The 19585-nt window shown below is 38.0% G+C and carries 20 protein-coding genes; 18 read left to right on the forward strand and 2 right to left on the reverse strand.

The window, feature by feature from the left end:
• Nucleotide 1: 1 nt before the first annotated feature.
• The 3 genes from rpe to spoVM are packed head-to-tail and all read left to right on the forward strand — an operon-like array spanning nucleotide 2 to nucleotide 1459.
• The gene (rpe, locus tag JOE23_RS03820; RefSeq protein ID WP_204435975.1) at nucleotides 2-664 is read left to right on the forward strand and encodes a ribulose-phosphate 3-epimerase; all 663 of its coding nucleotides are present in this window, start codon (nucleotides 2-4) and stop codon (nucleotides 662-664) included.
• Entirely contained in the window at nucleotides 657-1322 is a 666-nt protein-coding gene (locus JOE23_RS03825) for a thiamine diphosphokinase (protein ID WP_204435976.1), read from the forward strand. The genes rpe and JOE23_RS03825 overlap by 8 nt, the downstream gene beginning before the upstream one ends.
• A 44-nt stretch (nucleotides 1323-1366) precedes the next feature.
• Nucleotides 1367-1459, forward strand: a complete 93-nt coding sequence (gene spoVM / locus JOE23_RS18235) for a stage V sporulation protein SpoVM (RefSeq protein ID WP_204435977.1) — start codon at nucleotides 1367-1369, stop codon at nucleotides 1457-1459.
• Nucleotides 1460-1508: 49 nt separating this feature from the next.
• Here spoVM and rpmB read toward each other — a convergent pair whose 3' ends face one another.
• Nucleotides 1509-1697, reverse strand: coding sequence for a 50S ribosomal protein L28 (gene rpmB, locus JOE23_RS03835; protein WP_017471845.1), 189 nt, complete (start codon nucleotides 1695-1697; stop codon nucleotides 1509-1511).
• A 371-nt stretch (nucleotides 1698-2068) separates the two neighbouring features.
• On the opposite strand from rpmB, the gene JOE23_RS03840 reads away from it, so the two are divergent.
• The 11 genes from JOE23_RS03840 to rnc all read left to right on the forward strand — a co-directional run bounded on the left by JOE23_RS03840 (nucleotide 2069) and on the right by rnc (nucleotide 12677).
• Nucleotides 2069-2431 (forward strand): Asp23/Gls24 family envelope stress response protein, encoded by a 363-nt coding sequence (locus JOE23_RS03840; RefSeq protein ID WP_204435978.1) that lies wholly within the window; start codon nucleotides 2069-2071, stop codon nucleotides 2429-2431.
• A gap of 51 nt (nucleotides 2432-2482) precedes the next feature.
• Nucleotides 2483-4144: a DAK2 domain-containing protein gene (locus tag JOE23_RS03845; RefSeq protein ID WP_204435979.1), complete on the forward strand. Its 1662-nt coding sequence runs from the start codon at nucleotides 2483-2485 to the stop codon at nucleotides 4142-4144.
• Nucleotides 4145-4553: 409 nt separating this feature from the next.
• Nucleotides 4554-5219 (forward strand): L-serine ammonia-lyase, iron-sulfur-dependent subunit beta, encoded by a 666-nt coding sequence (sdaAB, locus tag JOE23_RS03850; RefSeq protein ID WP_204435980.1) that lies wholly within the window; start codon nucleotides 4554-4556, stop codon nucleotides 5217-5219.
• Between the two features lie 25 nt (nucleotides 5220-5244).
• Nucleotides 5245-6141, forward strand: a complete 897-nt coding sequence (gene sdaAA, locus JOE23_RS03855; protein WP_204435981.1) for an L-serine ammonia-lyase, iron-sulfur-dependent, subunit alpha — start codon at nucleotides 5245-5247, stop codon at nucleotides 6139-6141.
• Entirely contained in the window at nucleotides 6131-8167 is a 2037-nt protein-coding gene (gene recG / locus JOE23_RS03860; protein WP_204435982.1) for an ATP-dependent DNA helicase RecG, read from the forward strand. The genes sdaAA and recG overlap by 11 nt, the downstream gene beginning before the upstream one ends.
• Before the next feature lie 98 nt (nucleotides 8168-8265).
• Nucleotides 8266-8829 (forward strand): transcription factor FapR, encoded by a 564-nt coding sequence (gene fapR, locus JOE23_RS03865; protein ID WP_204435983.1) that lies wholly within the window; start codon nucleotides 8266-8268, stop codon nucleotides 8827-8829.
• A 14-nt stretch (nucleotides 8830-8843) separates the two neighbouring features.
• Nucleotides 8844-9845 (forward strand): phosphate acyltransferase PlsX, encoded by a 1002-nt coding sequence (gene plsX, locus JOE23_RS03870; protein ID WP_204435984.1) that lies wholly within the window; start codon nucleotides 8844-8846, stop codon nucleotides 9843-9845.
• Nucleotide 9846: 1 nt separating this feature from the next.
• Nucleotides 9847-10794: an ACP S-malonyltransferase gene (gene fabD, locus JOE23_RS03875; protein WP_204435985.1), complete on the forward strand. Its 948-nt coding sequence runs from the start codon at nucleotides 9847-9849 to the stop codon at nucleotides 10792-10794.
• Nucleotides 10784-11521: a 3-oxoacyl-[acyl-carrier-protein] reductase gene (gene fabG / locus JOE23_RS03880; RefSeq protein ID WP_239585259.1), complete on the forward strand. Its 738-nt coding sequence runs from the start codon at nucleotides 10784-10786 to the stop codon at nucleotides 11519-11521. The genes fabD and fabG overlap by 11 nt, the downstream gene beginning before the upstream one ends.
• Before the next feature lie 34 nt (nucleotides 11522-11555).
• Nucleotides 11556-11789, forward strand: a complete 234-nt coding sequence (acpP, locus tag JOE23_RS03885; protein ID WP_204435986.1) for an acyl carrier protein — start codon at nucleotides 11556-11558, stop codon at nucleotides 11787-11789.
• 198 nt (nucleotides 11790-11987) lie between these two features.
• Nucleotides 11988-12677 carry a ribonuclease III gene (gene rnc, locus JOE23_RS03890; RefSeq protein WP_017471856.1) on the forward strand — a complete coding sequence of 230 codons (690 nt, stop codon included), beginning with the start codon at nucleotides 11988-11990 and terminating at the stop codon, nucleotides 12675-12677.
• A gap of 129 nt (nucleotides 12678-12806) precedes the next feature.
• Here rnc and JOE23_RS03895 read toward each other — a convergent pair whose 3' ends face one another.
• Nucleotides 12807-13028, reverse strand: coding sequence for a DUF1128 domain-containing protein (locus JOE23_RS03895; protein ID WP_204435987.1), 222 nt, complete (start codon nucleotides 13026-13028; stop codon nucleotides 12807-12809).
• Nucleotides 13029-13206: 178 nt separating this feature from the next.
• Here JOE23_RS03895 and smc point away from each other — a divergent pair, with 178 nt between their 5' ends.
• The 4 genes from smc to ffh all read left to right on the forward strand — a co-directional run bounded on the left by smc (nucleotide 13207) and on the right by ffh (nucleotide 19554).
• A complete protein-coding gene (gene smc / locus JOE23_RS03900) occupies nucleotides 13207-16776 on the forward strand; it encodes a chromosome segregation protein SMC (RefSeq protein WP_204435988.1) in 3570 nt (1189 codons plus the stop codon).
• A 14-nt stretch (nucleotides 16777-16790) separates the two neighbouring features.
• The gene (gene ftsY / locus JOE23_RS03905; RefSeq protein WP_204435989.1) at nucleotides 16791-17774 is read left to right on the forward strand and encodes a signal recognition particle-docking protein FtsY; all 984 of its coding nucleotides are present in this window, start codon (nucleotides 16791-16793) and stop codon (nucleotides 17772-17774) included.
• 87 nt (nucleotides 17775-17861) lie between these two features.
• Nucleotides 17862-18188, forward strand: coding sequence for a putative DNA-binding protein (locus tag JOE23_RS03910; RefSeq protein ID WP_204435990.1), 327 nt, complete (start codon nucleotides 17862-17864; stop codon nucleotides 18186-18188).
• Nucleotides 18189-18201: 13 nt separating this feature from the next.
• The gene (gene ffh, locus JOE23_RS03915; protein ID WP_204435991.1) at nucleotides 18202-19554 is read left to right on the forward strand and encodes a signal recognition particle protein; all 1353 of its coding nucleotides are present in this window, start codon (nucleotides 18202-18204) and stop codon (nucleotides 19552-19554) included.
• The last annotated feature ends 31 nt before the right edge of the window (nucleotides 19555-19585 follow it).

Consider the following 19585-nt stretch of genomic DNA (forward strand, 5'->3'; position numbering starts at 1 on the left):
TATGAAAAAAATTGCCCCTTCAATCTTATCAGCTAATTTCGCTCAACTGGGAGAAGAAATAAAAGAGGTAGAACAGGCTGGAGCCGATTATATCCATGTTGATGTTATGGATGGTCACTTTGTCCCTAATATTACGATCGGCCCATTAATTGTAGATGCGATTCGTCCAGTGACGACATTACCATTAGATGTTCATCTAATGATTAATAACCCAGACCAGTATATTGATGCTTTTGTTGCAGCAGGCGCAGATATAATTTCTGTACATGTAGAAACTTGTAATCATCTACATCGAACGATTTTAGCAATAAAGGAGAAAGGTGTAAATGCGGGATTAGTTATCAATCCTGCAACCCCGATTGAGCTCGTTAAACCGATTCTTCCAGAGCTTGATTTATTATTATTTATGACTGTCAATCCCGGTTTCGGTGGGCAAGCATTTATACCGGCAGTACTTGATAAAATTAAACAAGCAGATCAATGGCGTAAAGCACTAGGTTTAAATCTTGAATTTGAAGTAGATGGGGGAATAAATATCGATACCGCAAAGCAATGTGCAGATGTAGGTGTAGATGTATTTGTAGCAGGGAGTGCTATTTTCAACGCGAATGATCGTTCGCAAGCTATTACAGAACTTAGAAGTGTGATTATAGGAAATGAATGATATTAAGCGCATTGCAATCGTTGCAGGTGGACCAGACACGCTCATTCCAAATATTGGCCATTTTAATAAGGAAATAGACTATTGGATTGGATGTGATCGAGGAGCACTAACTATACTTAAACACCAGTTACCTTTAAATTTAGCAATTGGTGATTTTGATTCCGTGACCGAAAGAGAATGTGAACAGATTCGAAGCTGTGCTGATCGAACAAAAATGTATCCGGTAGAGAAAGATTATAGTGACTTGGAGCTGGCTATTGAAGCTGCATATGCCTTAAATATAGAAGAAGTCATATTATTTGGCGTAACTGGTGGAAGACTTGATCATGAACTATTTGTTATTTTCATACTTGAAAAATACTTTATTGAAGATATTAAAATTAGAGTAATAGATCGACAAAATGAAATAAGTGTCTACCTACCCGGGAGATATCGTCTTGAGCAAGATGACCGTTATCCCAAGCTATCCTTCTTACCTATGTCAGAAGTGGTTCATAAACTTAATTTGGAAGGGTTTTATTATCCACTGACTAACGCGGATGTTAAACGTGGAGACTCTTTAACTTTATCAAATCATTTGATTAGTCAATATGGTTATTTTTCGTTTGACAACGGCATATTAATATTGATAAAGAGTAGTGAACAACTTAATGATTAAACAAGAGATTCATTGAGCTGTTAGATAGGGTTAGGAGGGGTCACATGCGTTTTTATACGATAAAGCTCCCAAAATTTCTAGGAGGTATTGTCCGTTTTTTTGCAGGGGCAACGCAAAGAAAAGACAAGAAAAAGTAACATAAACAGAAGAGCACCTTAATTTAAGGTGCTCTTCTGTTAAAAGTTATTATACACGTTCAACTTTGCCTGACTTCAAGGCGCGGGCAGAAACATATACACGTTTAGGTTTACCATCTACCATAATACGGACTTTTTGAACGTTTGCTTTCCATTGACGTTTATTTGCATTCATAGCGTGAGAACGGTTATTTCCAGCTTTAGTCTGACGTCCAGTTACAGCACATTTACGACTCATATTAATCCCTCCCAATTTGCAACTATCTGATTTCATACTTATATAATTTATCATAGTTACAGTTTAAATGCAATCACTAGTTTAAGCGAGTAGTATGTACTTTTTATGGTATGACCTTAGCGATGAAGCATAATTATAATCAATATGTAAGGGTTGACAGGCATAGGCTTTTCGTCCATTGTAGACAATAAGAATGGTGGATGCATATTTTGATCGATAGGCTAGAAGCATTAAAGCCTTTTCTATTTGATAAAAATATTGTAAAATGTTTAATGGCTATTGATGTTTAGTTGAGGTTATAATACTTTTGACTATCCTTAAAAAATTTAAATAATACTAAAGAAAGATTGACTACCGAGGAGGTTAAAGATATGTCTATTGAGTTGACCACAAAAGATGGACGGGTTACGATCACAAATGAAGTGATTTCAACAGTTGCTGGTGGTGCTGCTATTGAATGCTATGGTATTATTGGTATGGCTTCAAAAAATCAATTAAAAGATGGCATTGCTGAAATTTTAAGAAAAGAAAATTTCTCTAAAGGTGTCGTTGTTCAGCAAGAGGGAGATCAAGTATCAATTGATATGTATATCATTGTCAGCTATGGAACGAAAATATCTGAAATTGCTCACAATGTCCAATCACAAGTTAAATACACATTAGATAAAACATTAGGTTTGCCAATTAAGGCTGTAAATATTTATATTCAAGGGGTTCGTGTGCAAGCTGAATAATCAACTGTAATTGGTGGCGCGTGTTCGTGAATGACAAGGGAGGAAGTAGCAGTGGTATTAACAAGAATAGAGGGTGAGAAGCTAGCGGAGATGATTCTATTAGGCGCTAATCACCTCTCTAATAACGCAGATATGATTGATGCACTAAATGTGTTTCCTGTGCCGGACGGGGATACAGGTACAAACATGAATTTATCGATGACTTCAGGTGCTTCAGAAGTCAAAAAAGTAACTAACAATAATGTAGCAGAAGTAGCCAATGCATTTGCTAAAGGTTTATTAATGGGGGCGCGTGGTAATTCAGGGGTCATTTTATCGCAATTATTTCGTGGTTTCTCTAAACGTGTAAGTGATTTAGAGACGTTGACACCTAAAACCTTTGCTGAAGCTTTGCAAAATGGTGTTCGTACAGCATATAAGGCTGTCATTAAACCCGTTGAAGGAACGATTTTAACAGTGGCTAAAGATACAGCCAATGAAGCAGAGCAACTTGCCACTCAAATGGACGATTTCATTGCATTTATGGAAAGTGTTGTTAACGCAGCAAAGCAATCATTAGAACGGACGCCAGACTTATTGCCCGTTCTTAAAGAAGTCGGTGTTGTTGATAGTGGTGGACAAGGTTTAGTCATTATATATGAAGCATTTTTAGCTTCTCTTAAAGGAGAAGCTTTACCGGAAACCGATACAGAAACTGCACCAATGGATAATATGGTAAGTGCTGAGCATCATAAATCCAATCAAGATTACCTCAATACCGAAGATATTGAGTTTGGTTATTGTACTGAATTCATGGTCAAATTTGAAGCTGATAAATTGGAAAGACACCCTTATGATGAAACCGTTTTTCGTGAAGAACTGGGCCAATTAGGGGACTCATTATTGGTTGTCTCTGATGAGGATTTTGTTCGTGTACATGTTCATGTTGAATATCCAGGAGAAGCGCTGAATCTTGCTCAGCGTTTTGGAAGCTTCGTTCAACTGAAGGTTGAAAATATGCGTGAGCAACATTCTTCTATTGTTGGAGAGAGTGAAGCTAAAAAGGATAAGCCAAAATCAGATTATGGAATTGTCGCCGTTGCTATGGGTTCGGGGATTGAGGAGTTGTTAACAAGTCTAGGAACAACTGTTGTCATGCAAGGTGGACAAACCATGAATCCTAGCACTCAAGATATTACAGAAGCGATTAAAAAGGCACATGCAAAAAAAGTCATTATTCTACCAAATAATAAAAATATAATTATGGCAGCGGAACAGGCTGCAGAATTAAGTGAGGCTGAAGTTGCGGTTATACCTACAAAAACGATACCTCAAGGTATGAGTGCATTGTTAGTCTATAATCCAGACGCAAGCTTAGCTCAGAATTCAGCAGACATGTCTGACGCATGCCAGCAAGTTAAAACAGGTCAAATCACATATGCGGTTCGTGATACACAGATTGACGGTTTAACAATCGAGAATGGTAATTTTATGGGGCTCGCTGATGGGAAAATTAAAGCAACAGACCCTGATAAATTAGTAGCTACAAAACAATTACTTGCTGAACTTATCGATGAAGATGCTGAAATTATCACTATTTTAGAAGGTGAAGATGCTACTGAACAAGAGACAGAGATGATCCAGTCATTTATAGAAGAGAACTATAAAGATATTGAGGTTGAGGTTCATAAAGGGAATCAGCCGATCTATGCTTATATCTTTTCAGTTGAATAATATATTATTTTACTGATACTTTAGGTGTTTCGAAGGCTTACTTCGAAACACTTTTTTGTATAAAAAAGCTCTATACTAAATGTGGTGGTGCCCGCTATCAAGCTATTGGTTGAAAGGCCTGTAAAAAAACATCCCCAAAACGGGCGTTCGCACGCGGAAAGCGAGTATATATCACGCTGCGGTCTTCCATCAAAACAACGATTTGGGCTTTAGAAAAAAGAGATGGGGAAGTGAAAAGCACACCATCACATTTGACAGAGAACCTAAAAAATGAAAGCTATTTTTTAGAAAGGATAACCGAACGAGATCCAGTTATCGTTTAATATCAATATATAATGGGCTTTGATAGAATTTAGGGCCAGCTAAGTGTATACTAAGTGCATACGACTTCGTTAATAGAGGTGATCAAATGGTAAAATTTAATTCAGTTTTTGATATAATTGGGCCAGTTATGGTTGGACCATCGAGCTCTCATACAGCTGGTGCAGTTAAGATAGGAAATGCAGCAAGACATTTATATGGAAAAACGCCAGAAAAGGCTACCATTCACTTATATGGGTCTTTTGCGAAAACTTATAAAGGGCATGGTACCGATCTCGCCTTAATTGCTGGTTTGCTCGGGTTTGATACAAATGATCAACGTATACCAGACGCAATAAGTGAAGCCAAAAAGGCAGGTATGATTTTTCATTTTATTGAAGAGCATACAGCAACTGAACATCCTAACACGGTTAGAATAACGTTGGGGGATGGTCAACAACAATTTGAATTGGTAGGTGTATCAATTGGTGGAGGGAAAATCGAAATTATTGAGTTAAATGGTTTTGAACTTCACTTGTCCGGGAATTATCCAGCAATATTGATTATGCATAATGACCGTTTTGGGGCAATAGCTTCAGTAACAAAAATATTAGCCAAAAATGAAATTAACATTGGTAGAATGGAAGTAAACCGTAAGGACGTTGGCAAAGAAGCGCTTATGACGATTGAATTAGACCAAAATATTGAGAGTGATGTAGAGCAAGAACTACAGTTAGCTAAGCATATTCTAAAAATCGTTAAAGTCGTTAACTAATAGACAAATACGTGGAGGGAACAAGATGTTTCGTACAGTAGCAGAGCTTGTGGCACAAGCAGAAGAAAATAATATTAGTCTTGCGGAAGTGATGATCCAGCAAGAAATGGACATTTATGATTTATCTCGACAGGAAATTATTGATCGAATGGATCGAAATTTAACTGTGATGGAAGAGGCGGTTGAACGGGGACTTTCTGGTGTAGAATCACATTCTGGTTTAACAGGCGGGGATGCGGTATTACTTCAACAGTACATGAAAAATAGTCAGCCCTTATCTGGTCCATTGCTTTTAGATGCAGTTAGTAAAGCTGTTGCCACAAACGAAGTTAATGCGGCGATGGGTGTGGTTTGTGCTACACCTACTGCTGGCAGTGCTGGCTGTGTACCTGGTGCTTTATTTGCGGTTAAAGAAAAGTTAAATCCAACAAGAGAAGAAATGATTAACTTTTTATTTACCTCAGGTGCTTTTGGCTTTGTTGTCGCTAATAATGCGTTTATTTCTGGTGCTGCAGGCGGATGCCAAGCAGAAGTCGGTTCAGCAGCCGCGATGGCATCAGCAGCTGTGGTTGAAATGGCTCAAGGTACCCCTGAGCAAAGTGCCCATGCTTTTGCCATTACCTTAAAAAATATGCTTGGCCTTGTTTGTGATCCAGTAGCTGGATTGGTTGAAGTACCGTGTGTAAAGCGAAATGCGACAGGTGCCGCTAACGCGATTGTGTCAGCCGATATGGCATTAGCAGGAGTGAAAAGCAAAATACCTTGTGATGAGGTTATCGGTGCCATGTACCGAATTGGCAAGCAAATGCCGACTGCATTAAAAGAAACAGCAGAAGGTGGATTAGCAGCAACACCGACAGGGAAAGCACTTGCGGCTCAATTGTTTAATAAGCAAGGGGGAAGTGTCAGCGGTGAAGGATAGGTTAGTAACAGAATTAACAGGGGTTGGACAAGCAATGGCTGATAAGTTAGCATTGCTTGATGTGTACACCATTGAAGATGTCTTAAATACATTTCCATCACGTTACGATCATGAGCAGGTAACACCACTAGCAACATTAGTCCATGAACAAAAAGCAACGATAGAAGGTGTGATATTAAGTGAAGCGGTCGTTACATACTACGGCAAAAAAAAATCGCGTCTCACTGTTGCGATACAAGTAGACACTGTTGTGGTCAAAGGGGTCATGTTTAACCGTCCTTTCGCTAAAAAGCATTTAGTTGTTGGTGATACGGTTACCTTTACAGGTAAATGGGATCAACACCGCCAACAATTGACGATTGAACGTTATCGGGTCGGCGATCAAAACGACACTCAAGCGATACAGCCGGTTTATTTGCTTAAGCAAGTTGTTAAAACTTCACAATTCAAAAAAATCGTTCAGCAAGCGATTGATGACTACATTGGTGATATTGAAGAAATATTACCGCTCCAATTTTTAAAGGGCTATAAGTTGTTAGATCGCGCTACAGCCATTAAGCAAATCCACTTTCCAGATCATTTTAATTATCTTAAACAAGCCAAACGCCGACTTATATATGAAGAAATTTTACTATTTCAATTAAAGATGCAAGCTTTTCGTAAATACAATCGAGAACGAACACAAGGTAATGCGCATTGTTTTAAGGAAGAGAAAGTGGCTGCATTTATTAAGCAGTTACCTTTCCAATTAACAGAAGCACAACAAAAAGCGTGGCAAGAGATTCAATATGACTTGCGTTCACCTTATCGTATGCATCGTCTCCTTCAAGGGGATGTTGGATCGGGTAAAACCGCTGTGGCAGCTGTAGCCATGTACGCGACCATTAATGCGAACAAACAAGCGGCGTTAATGGTACCAACTGAAATTCTCGCTGAGCAGCATGTCCAATCATTGCAAGCATTATTTCATGATTACGGACGGATTGAATTACTAACTGGATCAATTAAAGGCAAGAAAAGAGAACAATTATTAAGCGACCTTCAACAAGGGGAAATTGATATTATTATAGGTACACATGCTCTAATTCAAAATGACGTCGATTTTCATAACCTTGGTCTTGTTATTGTTGATGAACAGCACCGTTTTGGGGTTAATCAAAGAAAAACATTAAGGGAGAAAGGTTTCGATCCTGATGTACTGTTCATGACAGCCACACCAATTCCGAGAACATTGGCGATAACAAGTTATGGCGACATGGATGTGTCTGTTATTAATCAAATGCCAAGCGGCCGAAAAGCGATTGATACGTTTTGGGTTAAAGCGTCAATGTTACCACGGATTTTAACTTTTATTGAGAAGGAAGTAGCAAGTGGACATCAAGCGTATGTGATTACCCCATTAATTGAAGAATCTGATAAGCTCGATATTCAGAATGCAGTCGATTTATATCAACATTTAGAAGTTACCCTGTCTGAGCAAATAAAAATAGGCTTGTTACACGGGCGCTTAACGAATGATGAGAAAGAACAAGTCATGTCACGTTTTTCCCAAAATGACATTCAAGTTCTTGTAGCAACAACTGTGGTAGAAGTCGGTGTTAATGTACCGAATGCGACGGTAATGGTTATTTATGATGCTGAGCGATTTGGACTTTCTCAATTGCACCAATTAAGAGGACGTGTTGGTCGAGGCGATGCTCAAAGCTATTGTATTTTAATTGCTGATCCGCAGGGGGAGACTGGAAAAGAACGGATGCGTATTATGACGGAAACAACCAACGGTTTTGAGCTTGCTGAACACGATTTGAAGCTAAGAGGACCTGGCGATTTTTTTGGCAAGAAACAAAGTGGTCTACCAGAGTTTAAACTAGCTGACTTGATTCATGACTACCGTACGTTAGAAACAGCTAGACAAGATGCACAAACGATTATATTTGAAGAACGTTTAAACAATGATCCTGAATATCATCAACTCAAAGCCTATGTTGATCAACGTTTGCAGGAACATATTCATGGGTTTGATTAAGATTGGGGTTGCAAATTTTTAAATAGTCAGCTATATTACTATTAGTACCTAGTCATAGGATGTAATAAAAGACTGAAGTTTACATAGGTGGTGCGAGTATGAGATTACCGAAAAAAATACGTCAAGAACAGTTAAAAGCAAAGATTGAAGAAACACCTTTTATAACAGATGAAGCACTGGCAGAAGCATTTTCAGTTAGTATTCAAACGATTCGATTGGATCGCATGGAGCTGTCGATACCAGAATTAAGGGAACGGATAAAATCGGTGGCAACTGATCAATGGAATGAGACGGTAAAAGCATTGCCTATTGATGATGTTATAGGTGAAATTATTGATTTGGAGTTAGATCTTCGTGCGATATCAATTATGGATATTACAGCAGATCATATCTTTTCAAGAAATAATATTGCTCGTGGGCACCACCTTTTTGCTCAAGCTAATTCTTTGGCTGTTGCGGTTATAGATGATGAATTGGCACTAACAGAAAGAGCAGATATTAAATTTTCACGGCAAGTTAAACAAGGTGAACGGGTCATAGCTAAAGCTCATGTTGCATCAACTGAAAGAAATAGTCGTACATCGGTAACTGTAGATAGTTATGTTGACAATGAGCTTGTTTTCTCTGGACGTTTTATAATGTATCGATCTAATGATAAATAAGGAGGAGAAGTAAAATGAAAGTCGTTATTGACGCGATGGGTGGGGATCATGCACCTCAAGCAATTGTAGAAGGTGCACTACTAGCTGTTGAAGCTATTCAGAATCTTGAGATCACTTTGGTTGGTGATCAAGAAAAAATTGCTCCTTATTTAACTAATGATCGTAATATATCTGTTATACATACGACTTCAGTCATTACCGGAGAAGATGAACCTGTTCGTGCGGTAAGGAAAAAGAAAGATGCTTCGCTCGTTTTGATGGCAAAAGAAGTTAAAGAGGCTAGAGCAGATGCTTGTATATCAGCAGGTAATACGGGTGCGTTAATGAGTGCTGGATTATTTCAAGTTGGCCGCATTAAAGGGATTGAGCGACCGGCATTAAGCCCTACCCTGCCAACGATTGACCAACAAGGATTTGTACTTTTGGACGTTGGAGCCAATGTTGATGCAAAACCGAAGCATTTGGTACAATACGGCATTATGGGTTCGATTTACAGTGAGAAAGTACGTGGTGTATCTCGTCCGCGTGTCGGTCTACTGAATGTTGGAACCGAAGAAGGTAAAGGAAATGAATTAACGAAGCAAGCATTTGAATTATTGCAAGATGCACCGATTCATTTTATTGGTAACATTGAAGCCCGCGATTTATTAGATGGTGTTGCTGATGTTGTGGTAACTGATGGGTTTAGTGGTAACATTGCTTTAAAAACAATTGAGGGAACAGCTTTAACGATGTTTAAAATGTTAAAACAAACTATGATGTCATCATTAAAGACAAAGTTAGCAGCCAGTGTACTCAAACCTGATTTGAAACAATTAAAAAATCAACTTGATTATGCTGAATACGGAGGGGCTGGTTTGTTCGGATTAGCAGCGCCAGTAATTAAAGCACACGGCTCATCCAATGCTCGGGCTATTTTCAGCGCAATTAAACAAGCACAACACATGGTGGAATTTCAGGTGACAGAAACAATTGAAAAGACGATCGCACCGACGAATAAAGCAGAGGAGGAATAAAATGAAGCAAGTGGCTTTTGTTTTTCCGGGACAAGGATCACAACAAGTTGGAATGGGCGACCTATTTTTAGCAGAAAGTCAACAGGCCCGATCTTTGTTTGAAAAAGCAGATCAAATATTAGGATTTCCGATATCAACAATGATGAGTGAGGGGCCGGAAGAATTATTAACAGAAACGAAATATGCTCAACCCGCCTTATTATTAGTCAGCACCATGATATTAGAACAATTAACCGCGGTTGGGGTGACCCCGACTGTCGTTGCAGGACATAGCCTCGGTGAATACAGTGCTTTGGTCGCTGCGAATGTATTAACATTTGAAGAAGCGATACAGCTTGTCCATCAGCGGGGTAAGCTAATGGAAAGCGCTGATCCAGAAGGACAGGGTGGAATGGCGGCTGTGCTAGGGTTAGATCAGCAGGTCATTGAAGAGCAATTATCATCAATGACAGAAACAGTTGAACTGGCTAATATTAATTGCCCTGGGCAAATTGTTATTTCTGGGACTAAAACAGCCATTGATGCAGCTGTTACGCTATTAAAAGATGCAGGGGCAAAGCGTGTTATTCCTCTCAATGTGAGTGGACCTTTCCACTCTTCCTTGATGCAACCTGTTGCGAATGATTATGAGGAACTTCTTACACCGATTCATTTCAATGATGCTAACATTCCGATTTATTCCAATGTAACAGCTGAGAAAGTAACAGATGCTGAAGTGATAAAATCTTTGCTTGTTAAGCAATTATATTCGCCGGTTAGATTTCATGAAATTATTAATCATTTAGTGGCTGAACAGCTTGATGCAATTGTTGAAGTAGGTAATGGCAAGGTATTGAGCGGGTTAGTAAAAAAAGTTTCACGTCGTGCTAAAGTTTTTTCTGTTCAAGACCCAGCATCTTTTCAAGACTTTATCAATTGGTATAAAGGAGAGGGAAATAATGACAAGTAAAGTTGCAATAGTTACGGGTGCCTCACGAGGTATTGGCCGTGCCATTGCGTTGGATCTAGCTGAACGTGGTTATCATGTGGCTATCAATTACGCAGGTAATGAAGAAAAGGCTAATGAAGTTGTTGCAGAGATTACAGCAAAAGGATCTCAAGCGCTTGCTTATAAAGCAAATGTATCTGATGAAGTAGAAGTCAAAGCAATGGTAAAAAAGGTCATCGAAACATTTGGTCGGATAGATGTTTTAGTTAATAATGCTGGTATTACTCGAGATAATTTATTGATGCGCATGAAAACAGAAGAATTTGACCAAGTTATTGATACCAATTTAAAAGGTGTTTTCCTATGTATGAAAGCTGTTACGCGTCAGATGATGAAACAAAAGCAAGGAAGAATTATAAATATTTCTTCTGTTGTAGGGATAAGCGGTAATCCAGGTCAAGCCAACTATGTAGCAGCTAAAGCTGGTGTAATTGGTATGACTAAGACTGCTGCAAAAGAGTTGGCTCCGAGAAATATTTTAGTTAACGCCATTGCGCCAGGATTTATCACAACAGATATGACAGATGAACTAAATGACGAATTGAAAGCACAGCTGTTGGAACTTATCCCTTTACAAAGATTAGGGAAAGCAGAAGATGTGGCTCATGCAGTAGGTTTTTTAGCTTCTGATCAGGCAAACTATATTACAGGTCAAACCTTGCAAATTGATGGTGGAATGGCTATGTAATGAAAATGGACCATCTTGAAAGGAGGTGAAAGGAATGGCAGATACGTTTGATCGTGTTAAGAAGATTGTTGTTGATCGCCTCGATGTAGAAGAGGATAAAGTGACGATGGAAGCGTCATTTAAAGAAGATTTAGAAGCTGATTCATTAGACGTCGTAGAACTTATTATGGAACTAGAAGATGAGTTTGATATGGAGATTGCTGATGAAGAGGCAGAGAAAATTGAAACAGTAGGCGATGCTGTTAAGTACATAGACAGCCAAGCTTAATAAATCATGAATAAGGTCTCGTAAATGATACGAGGCCTTTGCATTCTAAATTAGGAAAGTATAAAATTTTAATAGAGAAGTCCGTTTAAATTTTTAAAAGTGACAAGTGTAAAAAAACATTCGTTAAAGGGCGAGTGAATACCCGTTTTTTGATTAAAAAGAAACGAAAGATATGGGAGGAAAAGGAGGTGTAGAGTGATGAATTTCAAGCCACTGCAAGAATCTTTAGGTATCACATTTGAAAACGAACAAATTTTGATTCAAGCTTTTACCCATTCTTCTTATGTTAATGAGCATAAAAATCGCATTCATCAGGATAATGAGCGTTTAGAATTCTTAGGTGATGCTGTGCTTGAATTAGGTATTTCCCAATATTTGTACCGTACTTACCCTGATAAAGCAGAGGGAGAATTGACTAAGTTGCGGGCATCAATTGTATGCGAACCGGCACTTGTTAAGTTTGCGACCGATCTTAATTTTGATCGATATGTACTTCTAGGTAAAGGTGAAGAGCGAACAGGTGGCCGAAGACGACCAGCTTTACTAGCTGATGTCTTTGAAGCTTTTATTGGTGCATTATACTTAGATCAAGGGTTTGAAGTGGTTGTTAGCTTTTTGAAACGCTATGTTTACCCGAAAGTTAAGCAAGGTGCTTTTTCACATGCGATGGATTATAAAAGCCAGTTACAGGAATTAATTCAACAAAACAAACATGCTGTGATTGACTATGAAATTATAGCTGAACATGGTCCAGCCCATGATCGTGAATTTGTAGCACATGTAAGGATAAACCAAGAAGTAGAAGGGATTGGACGTGGTCGTACTAAAAAAGAAGCTGAACAACGAGCAGCTAAAAAAGCATTAGACAACCAAAAGTTACCATCATAATTGGGCGTTGGCTCGTTTTTATGAAATAAATTCGTAAAAACAAGCCAACGGTTACGACGTTCGATAAGGAAATATTCTATCACAGACAACCATCTAAAACGCTCGCCTCAAAATAGAGAAAGGTTCGTTTTATTTCCGAATCGTCGATAATTCCTCAATAAAGGCTTGGGTTTCAGAAACACTTAAACTGTCTTTAGCCATTAAATGATCATATAACCATTTTAAATCATCGTACTTCTCTAAGTTATAATCTTCTGGATCGAATAATGTCGTATTCACTACACCTAACTTTGTTCCTATTTCCTTTAGTATATACGCTAAGTTTTTTTGATTAGCACTTGATAAATCCAATCAGCATCCTCCTTTTTAATCAAACCTTCTAACCTGTCTCTCTTTATGATAAAATAAATAAGTTGAAATAGAAAGAGATGATCAAATTTTAATATGCTTGATTAGGATATATGTTGTTCCTAAGGCATATCATACATGTTTTTAAGGTAAAAGTTATTAAACGGAATAGGTGAAAGCTATGTTTCTTAAAAAATTAGAATCTGTTGGATTTAAATCGTTTGCAGAACGGATATCGGTAGACTTCGTACCTGGTGTAACAGCGGTTGTGGGACCTAACGGAAGTGGTAAGAGTAATGTTACTGACGCCATACGTTGGGTACTAGGTGAGCAATCGGCCAAGTCTTTACGTGGGTCTAAAATGGAAGATATTATCTTTCAAGGCAGTGATACACGAAAACCGTTAAATGTTGCAGAAGTCACGCTTGTACTTGATAATGCTTCAAGGAAGTTACCGATTGATTATCAGGAAGTCAATGTAACAAGGCGCGTTTATCGTTCTGGAGAAAGTGAGTTCTTTTTAAATAAACAGCCATGTCGGTTAAAAGATATTATCGACTTATTTTTAGATTCTGGGCTTGGTCGAGAGGCCTTCTCTATTATTAGCCAAGGTAAGGTAGAAGAAATATTAAGCTCTAAAGCTGAAGAACGCCGTACGATCTTTGAAGAGGCAGCGGGTGTCTTAAAATATAAACAGCGAAAGAAAAAAGCGGAATATAAATTAGCAGAAACCCAAGAAAATTTAAATCGTGTGGAAGATATTATTCATGAGATTGAAACACAGTTAGAACCGTTAAAGCAACAAGCTTCGTTAGCAAAGGAATATTTAGAGAAACAAGAGCAGTTAACGGAAACGGAAGTTGCTTTAATTCGTACAGAAATTGAGATGTTACATAATGATTGGCAGCATTATCTAAAGCAAATCGAAACATTTAAGGAACAAGAATCTCAATTTTCTGTAGAGATTCAATCAGAAGCTGCTCGGGTTGAACATGATCAACATCAGATTGAACAAGTTGATCAAGCGATTGAAGCCTATCAACAGCAATTGCTGACGTTAACTGAATCGATTGAAAAATTAACTGGCGAAAAGAATGTCATGCTCGAACGCGAAAAACACACAACTGAAAATAAAGAAAAATTAGAAAACCAATTAAAAGAGCGATTGGAAGAATTAGCACAATTAAAAACAGATCTGAATGACGAACAGCAAAAGCTTAATAAGGCGAAAGTTAATAAGGCATCTACTGTTAAAGAGCTAGAACACCTAAAAGCAGACTTTAATCTAGACATTCATGATTTGGAAGAAAAGATAGAGTCATATAAAGCTGACTACATTGATTTACTTAATGAACAAGCAACGACTAAACATGCCATTCAAACGATGAGCCAACAACTTAATCAAATCGATCAACGCCAACAATCTTATGATGAGCAACGATCAGGTCAGAAGCAAGCTTATCAACAACTGGTAATAGAAAAAGAACAGCTTAGTGAACAAAGTCAACATATGAATCAGAAGTTGACAGTGCTAGAGAAGGAGTTTGCAGAGAAACAAAAGTTTATTGCTAAGGAACAGTCATTATTAGATGATATGCATAATAAGCTCGAACAAGGTAATCGTCATATTGATAAATTGATGTCACGCAAGGAAATGCTTGAAGAAATGAAAGAGGATTTCCAAGGTTTTTATGGAGGCGTCAAATCAATCCTTAAAGCAAGAGAGCAAGGAGAAATTAATGGTATTGAAGGTGCAGTTATTGAATTGATCGATATCCCTAAAGCTTATCTATCTGCATTAGAAACAGCGTTAGGTGCACAAGCACAACACGTTGTCGTAGCTAATGAAAAAGCAGGGCGACAGGCGATTAGTTATTTGAAGCAATTTAATAAAGGACGTGCCACTTTTTTACCGCTTGATACGATGAAAGCTAAACAGATGGCAACTTCTACCTTGCAGAGGTTAACCAGTCATCCTGGTTTTATCAAGATGGCGAATACAGCTGTGAATACAAAATCACGCTATCAAGTTATCATTGATCATTTGTTGGGTCATACTATTATGGCAAAAACGTTGAAAGATGCTAATGAACTTGCCCGTCTCGTTGAACGACGCTACCGTGTCGTTACACTGGAGGGTGATATTGTTAATCCTGGTGGCTCAATGACTGGTGGTGCAAAAAAATCGACCAATCAATCGCTGTTTGCAAGAGATCAAGAGATTGAAGAGTTAACTGTAAAGCTAAAGGACTACCAAACAAGAACGAGTCAGTTTAAAGATGAAGTCGTTAATAAGGAAGAACAGCTCGAACAGCAGCGTAGCCAATTATTAGAACTTGAAAAAAGTCGTGAAAGCTATCAAGATCAAATCCGTGAGCATAAAGGACAGTTGCAAAGTTGTCAAATTAAGCTCGCTCATTATCAGGAGCAATTAAAGCGCTATGAACAAGATCAGGCACAAGAAGATGCTGAACGGACGAGATTAGTAGAAGAAAAAACAGCAAAAGAACAAAAATTAATGCAATTACAAAACGAAATTACGCATTTACAAAAAGATACTGAAGCACTAGAAGAACGCAAACAAAACTTTGAACAGAACCGCGCGAGTGTTCAGAGTAAAGTACAAGCACTTGAAGTGAAATTAGCAGAGGAAAATAAAGAAGTTGGCTACCAAGCGGAGCGTGTGAAACAGTTTGCTGATAAAAGAACCGCTTTAGAAACGAGCAAGAACCAACTTGAAACTGAGTTGAAAACGATTAATGAATTAGAACAAGGTATTGATCAGATCGGGACGATTAATCTCAAATTAGAAAAGGAAGAAGCGGAAAAACAGACAGTCACCAGCTCCATCCAAGACTGTCGAAAAAACCGTTTATCGTTAACAGAAGCTTTATCTGAACGTGAAAATAAGCATCGCACCTTGCAAAATAAACGTCAAGCGATTGTTGAACAACGGCAAAGTATTGAAGTGAAAGCCAATCGTTTAGATGTTGAATTGGAAAGTCGTTTAAAGCATTTGCAAGAGGATTATCAAATGAGTTTTGAGAAAGCAAAAGAATTGTATGCTCAGGTTGAAGATATTAAACAATCGCGACAAGATGTTAAATTGCTCAAACGGTCAATTGAAGAGTTAGGAACAATTAATTTAGGTTCCATTGATGAATACCAACGTATTGATGAGCGCTATCAATTTTTAACAGAGCAGCAAACAGACTTAATTGAAGCGAAACAAACGTTATATGCTGTTATTTCTGAGATGGATGAAGAGATGGAGAGGCGTTTTGAGCAAACATTTGCACAAATAAAAGATGAATTTGCGGTTGTTTTCAAACAATTATTTGGGGGCGGACATGCCGCCTTAACACTTACAGATCCACAAAATTTATTAACGACGGGTGTTGATATTAAAGCACAACCACCAGGTAAAAAAGCGCAGCAGTTAGCGCTATTATCTGGCGGAGAGCGAGCTTTAACGGCAATTGCCCTGCTGTTTGCGATTTTACGTGTAAGACCTGTTCCTTTTTGTGTTTTGGATGAAGTTGAAGCCGCATTAGATGAAGCAAATGTTGAGCGGTTTAGTCGATATTTAAAAATGTATAGTCAAGATACCCAATTTATTGTTATTACACATCGGAAAGGCACGATGGAAGGTGCTGATGTGTTATATGGGGTGACCATGCAAGAGTCGGGTGTTTCACGGTTTGTCTCAGTTAAACTTGAAGAAACCAATGCATTACTTGAATCAAATTAAAAGGTGGATATTATATGAGCTTTTTTAAAAAGTTAAAAGAAAAATTCTCCGCATCTGCAGAGAATGAAGAAGTATCTGATAAATATAAAACAGGTTTAGAAAAAACAAGAGCTTCATTTTCGACAAAATTAAATGATCTTATTGCCCGATATCGTAAGGTAGATGAAGACTTTTTCGAAGATTTAGAGGAAATATTAATATCGGCTGACGTGGGCGTTAATACGGTTATGGAGTTAGTTGAAGAGTTAGAGATGGAAGCTAAACGTCAAAATATTAAAGATGCTGTCGATTTAAAAGAGCTGATTTCAGAAAAATTAGTGGAGATTTATTCAGCAGGCGATTTCGCTGAAGAAGCGCCACTGAATCTGCAGAATGACGATTTATCAGTTATACTATTTGTAGGTGTTAATGGTGTAGGTAAAACGACATCAATTGGTAAATTAGCTTATCAATTAAAACAAGAAGGTAAGAAAGTTCTGCTCGTAGCAGGTGATACGTTTAGAGCAGGTGCAATTGAGCAGTTAGGCATTTGGGGTGAACGGGTTGGTGTTGATGTCATTAAACAACGAGAGGGTAGTGATCCTGCAGCAGTGATGTATGATGGTATTCAAGCTGCTCGATCACGAGGCGCAGACGTGCTGTTATGCGATACAGCAGGTAGATTACAAAATAAAGTCAATCTTATGAATGAGTTAAGTAAAGTCAAACGCGTTATTGAACGAGAAATACCTGGTGCTCCTCATGATGTGTTGTTAGTATTGGATGCGACGACAGGACAAAATGCGTTGAGTCAGGCTAAGAACTTTGCAGAAGCTACAGATGTTTCTGGTATTGTTCTTACTAAGCTAGATGGAACAGCAAAAGGTGGAATTGTATTAGCGATTCGTAAAGAATTAAAGATCCCTGTAAAATTTGTGGGGCTTGGTGAACAAATGACGGATTTAGAAAAGTTTGATCCTAATGCATTTGTATATGGATTATTTGCAGATATGTTATAAGAAGAATAGTCGTTCAACTTGACAGATGGTAACGAAATCGTCTAGTATTTTCATGTAAAGGCGCTTTACTTAACAAGGGGTGTTATTATGTTAGAAAAAACAACGCGCGTTAATTTTTTATTAGATTTCTACCAAGCGTTATTGACACCAAAGCAACGTAATTATATGGAATTGTATTATTTAGAAGACTATTCTTTAGGAGAAATATCAGAGGCTTTCAATGTGTCTAGACAAGCGGTTTACGATAATATACGTCGTACAGAATCAATGCTGGAAAGTTATGAAGACAAATTGAAGCTTTACAAAAAATTTTTAGAACGCCAAGCATTGTTAAACAAATTAAGTGATGCTGTTGAGCCTTATGACGCTAAAGAGATTAACAATTATGTTGAGCAATTAAAAGAATTAGATTAGGAGGGTTTCCTCTATGGCATTTGAAGGTTTAGCTGACCGTCTTCAGAGTACAATAAAAAAGATGACGGGAAAAGGAAAAGTAAGTGAGCAAGATGTAAAGGAAATGACTCGAGAAGTTCGCCTAGCATTACTTGAAGCAGATGTTAACTTTAAGGTTGTTAAAGATTTTGTCAAGCGCGTAAAAGAACGTGCAGTTGGCACAGAAGTAATGGAAAGCTTAACCCCTGGACAACAGGTCATTAAAATTGTTAAAGAAGAACTCACTGCCTTAATGGGGGGAGAACAGAGTAAAATTGCTGTCTCTGAACGCCCGCCTACTGTGATTATGATGGTAGGTTTACAAGGTGCTGGTAAGACAACCACAAGTGGTAAATTAGCCAATTTACTAAGAAAGAAGCATAACCGTAAGCCATTGTTAGTTGCGGCTGATGTTTATCGTCCCGCAGCTATTGATCAGTTGCAAACCGTAGGGAAACAATTAAGCATTCCTGTGTTTGCGAAAGGAACGGATGCGAATCCTGTTGATATCGCTAATGAAGCGATTGCTCATGCTAAAGAAGAACACTATGACTATGTCCTTATCGATACGGCAGGACGTTTGCATATCGATGATAACTTAATGGATGAACTCGCGCGTATTAAAGGCGATGTAAGCCCTGATGAGATCTTTTTAGTCGTTGATGCGATGACAGGACAGGATGCAGTAAATGTTGCTGAAAGTTTTGATCAGCAATTAAATGTATCTGGTGTTATCTTAACAAAACTTGATGGTGATACACGTGGTGGAGCGGCTTTATCAATAAGAGCAGTTACGGATAAACCCATTAAATTTGCAGGTATGGGGGAGAAATTAGATGAGCTGGAAGCATTCCACCCAGAAAGAATGGCTTCTCGTATATTAGGGATGGGCGATGTCCTTACTTTAATTGAAAAGGCTCAAGATAACGTTGATGAGAAAAAGGCGAAAGAATTAGAAGAAAAAATGCGATCAGCTTCCTTCACTTTTGATGATTTTCTAGATCAAATGGAGCAAGTTAAAAGTATGGGGCCATTAGAAGACCTACTTGGCATGATACCAGGTGCTAATAAAATGAAAGGTCTAAAAAATGCCCAAATTGACGAGAAACAATTGGTCCATGTTGAAGCTATTGTTAAATCAATGACTAAACAGGAACGTCAAGATCCAAGTCTTATGAATGCAAGTCGAAAAAAACGTATTGCAAAAGGGGCAGGACGTCCGGTTTCAGAAGTAAATCGATTATTGAAACAATTTGAAGAAATGAAAAAAATGATGAAACAAATGTCTGGTATGCAAGGTGGAAAAAAGGGAAAAAGGAAAAAAGGTTTTAATTTACCCTTTATGTAATGTAAAAACACTTTACAGACATAAAATAATC

It is taken from the genome of Amphibacillus cookii (assembly GCF_016908375.1).
GTDB lineage: Bacteria > Bacillota > Bacilli > Bacillales > Amphibacillaceae > Amphibacillus_C > Amphibacillus_C cookii.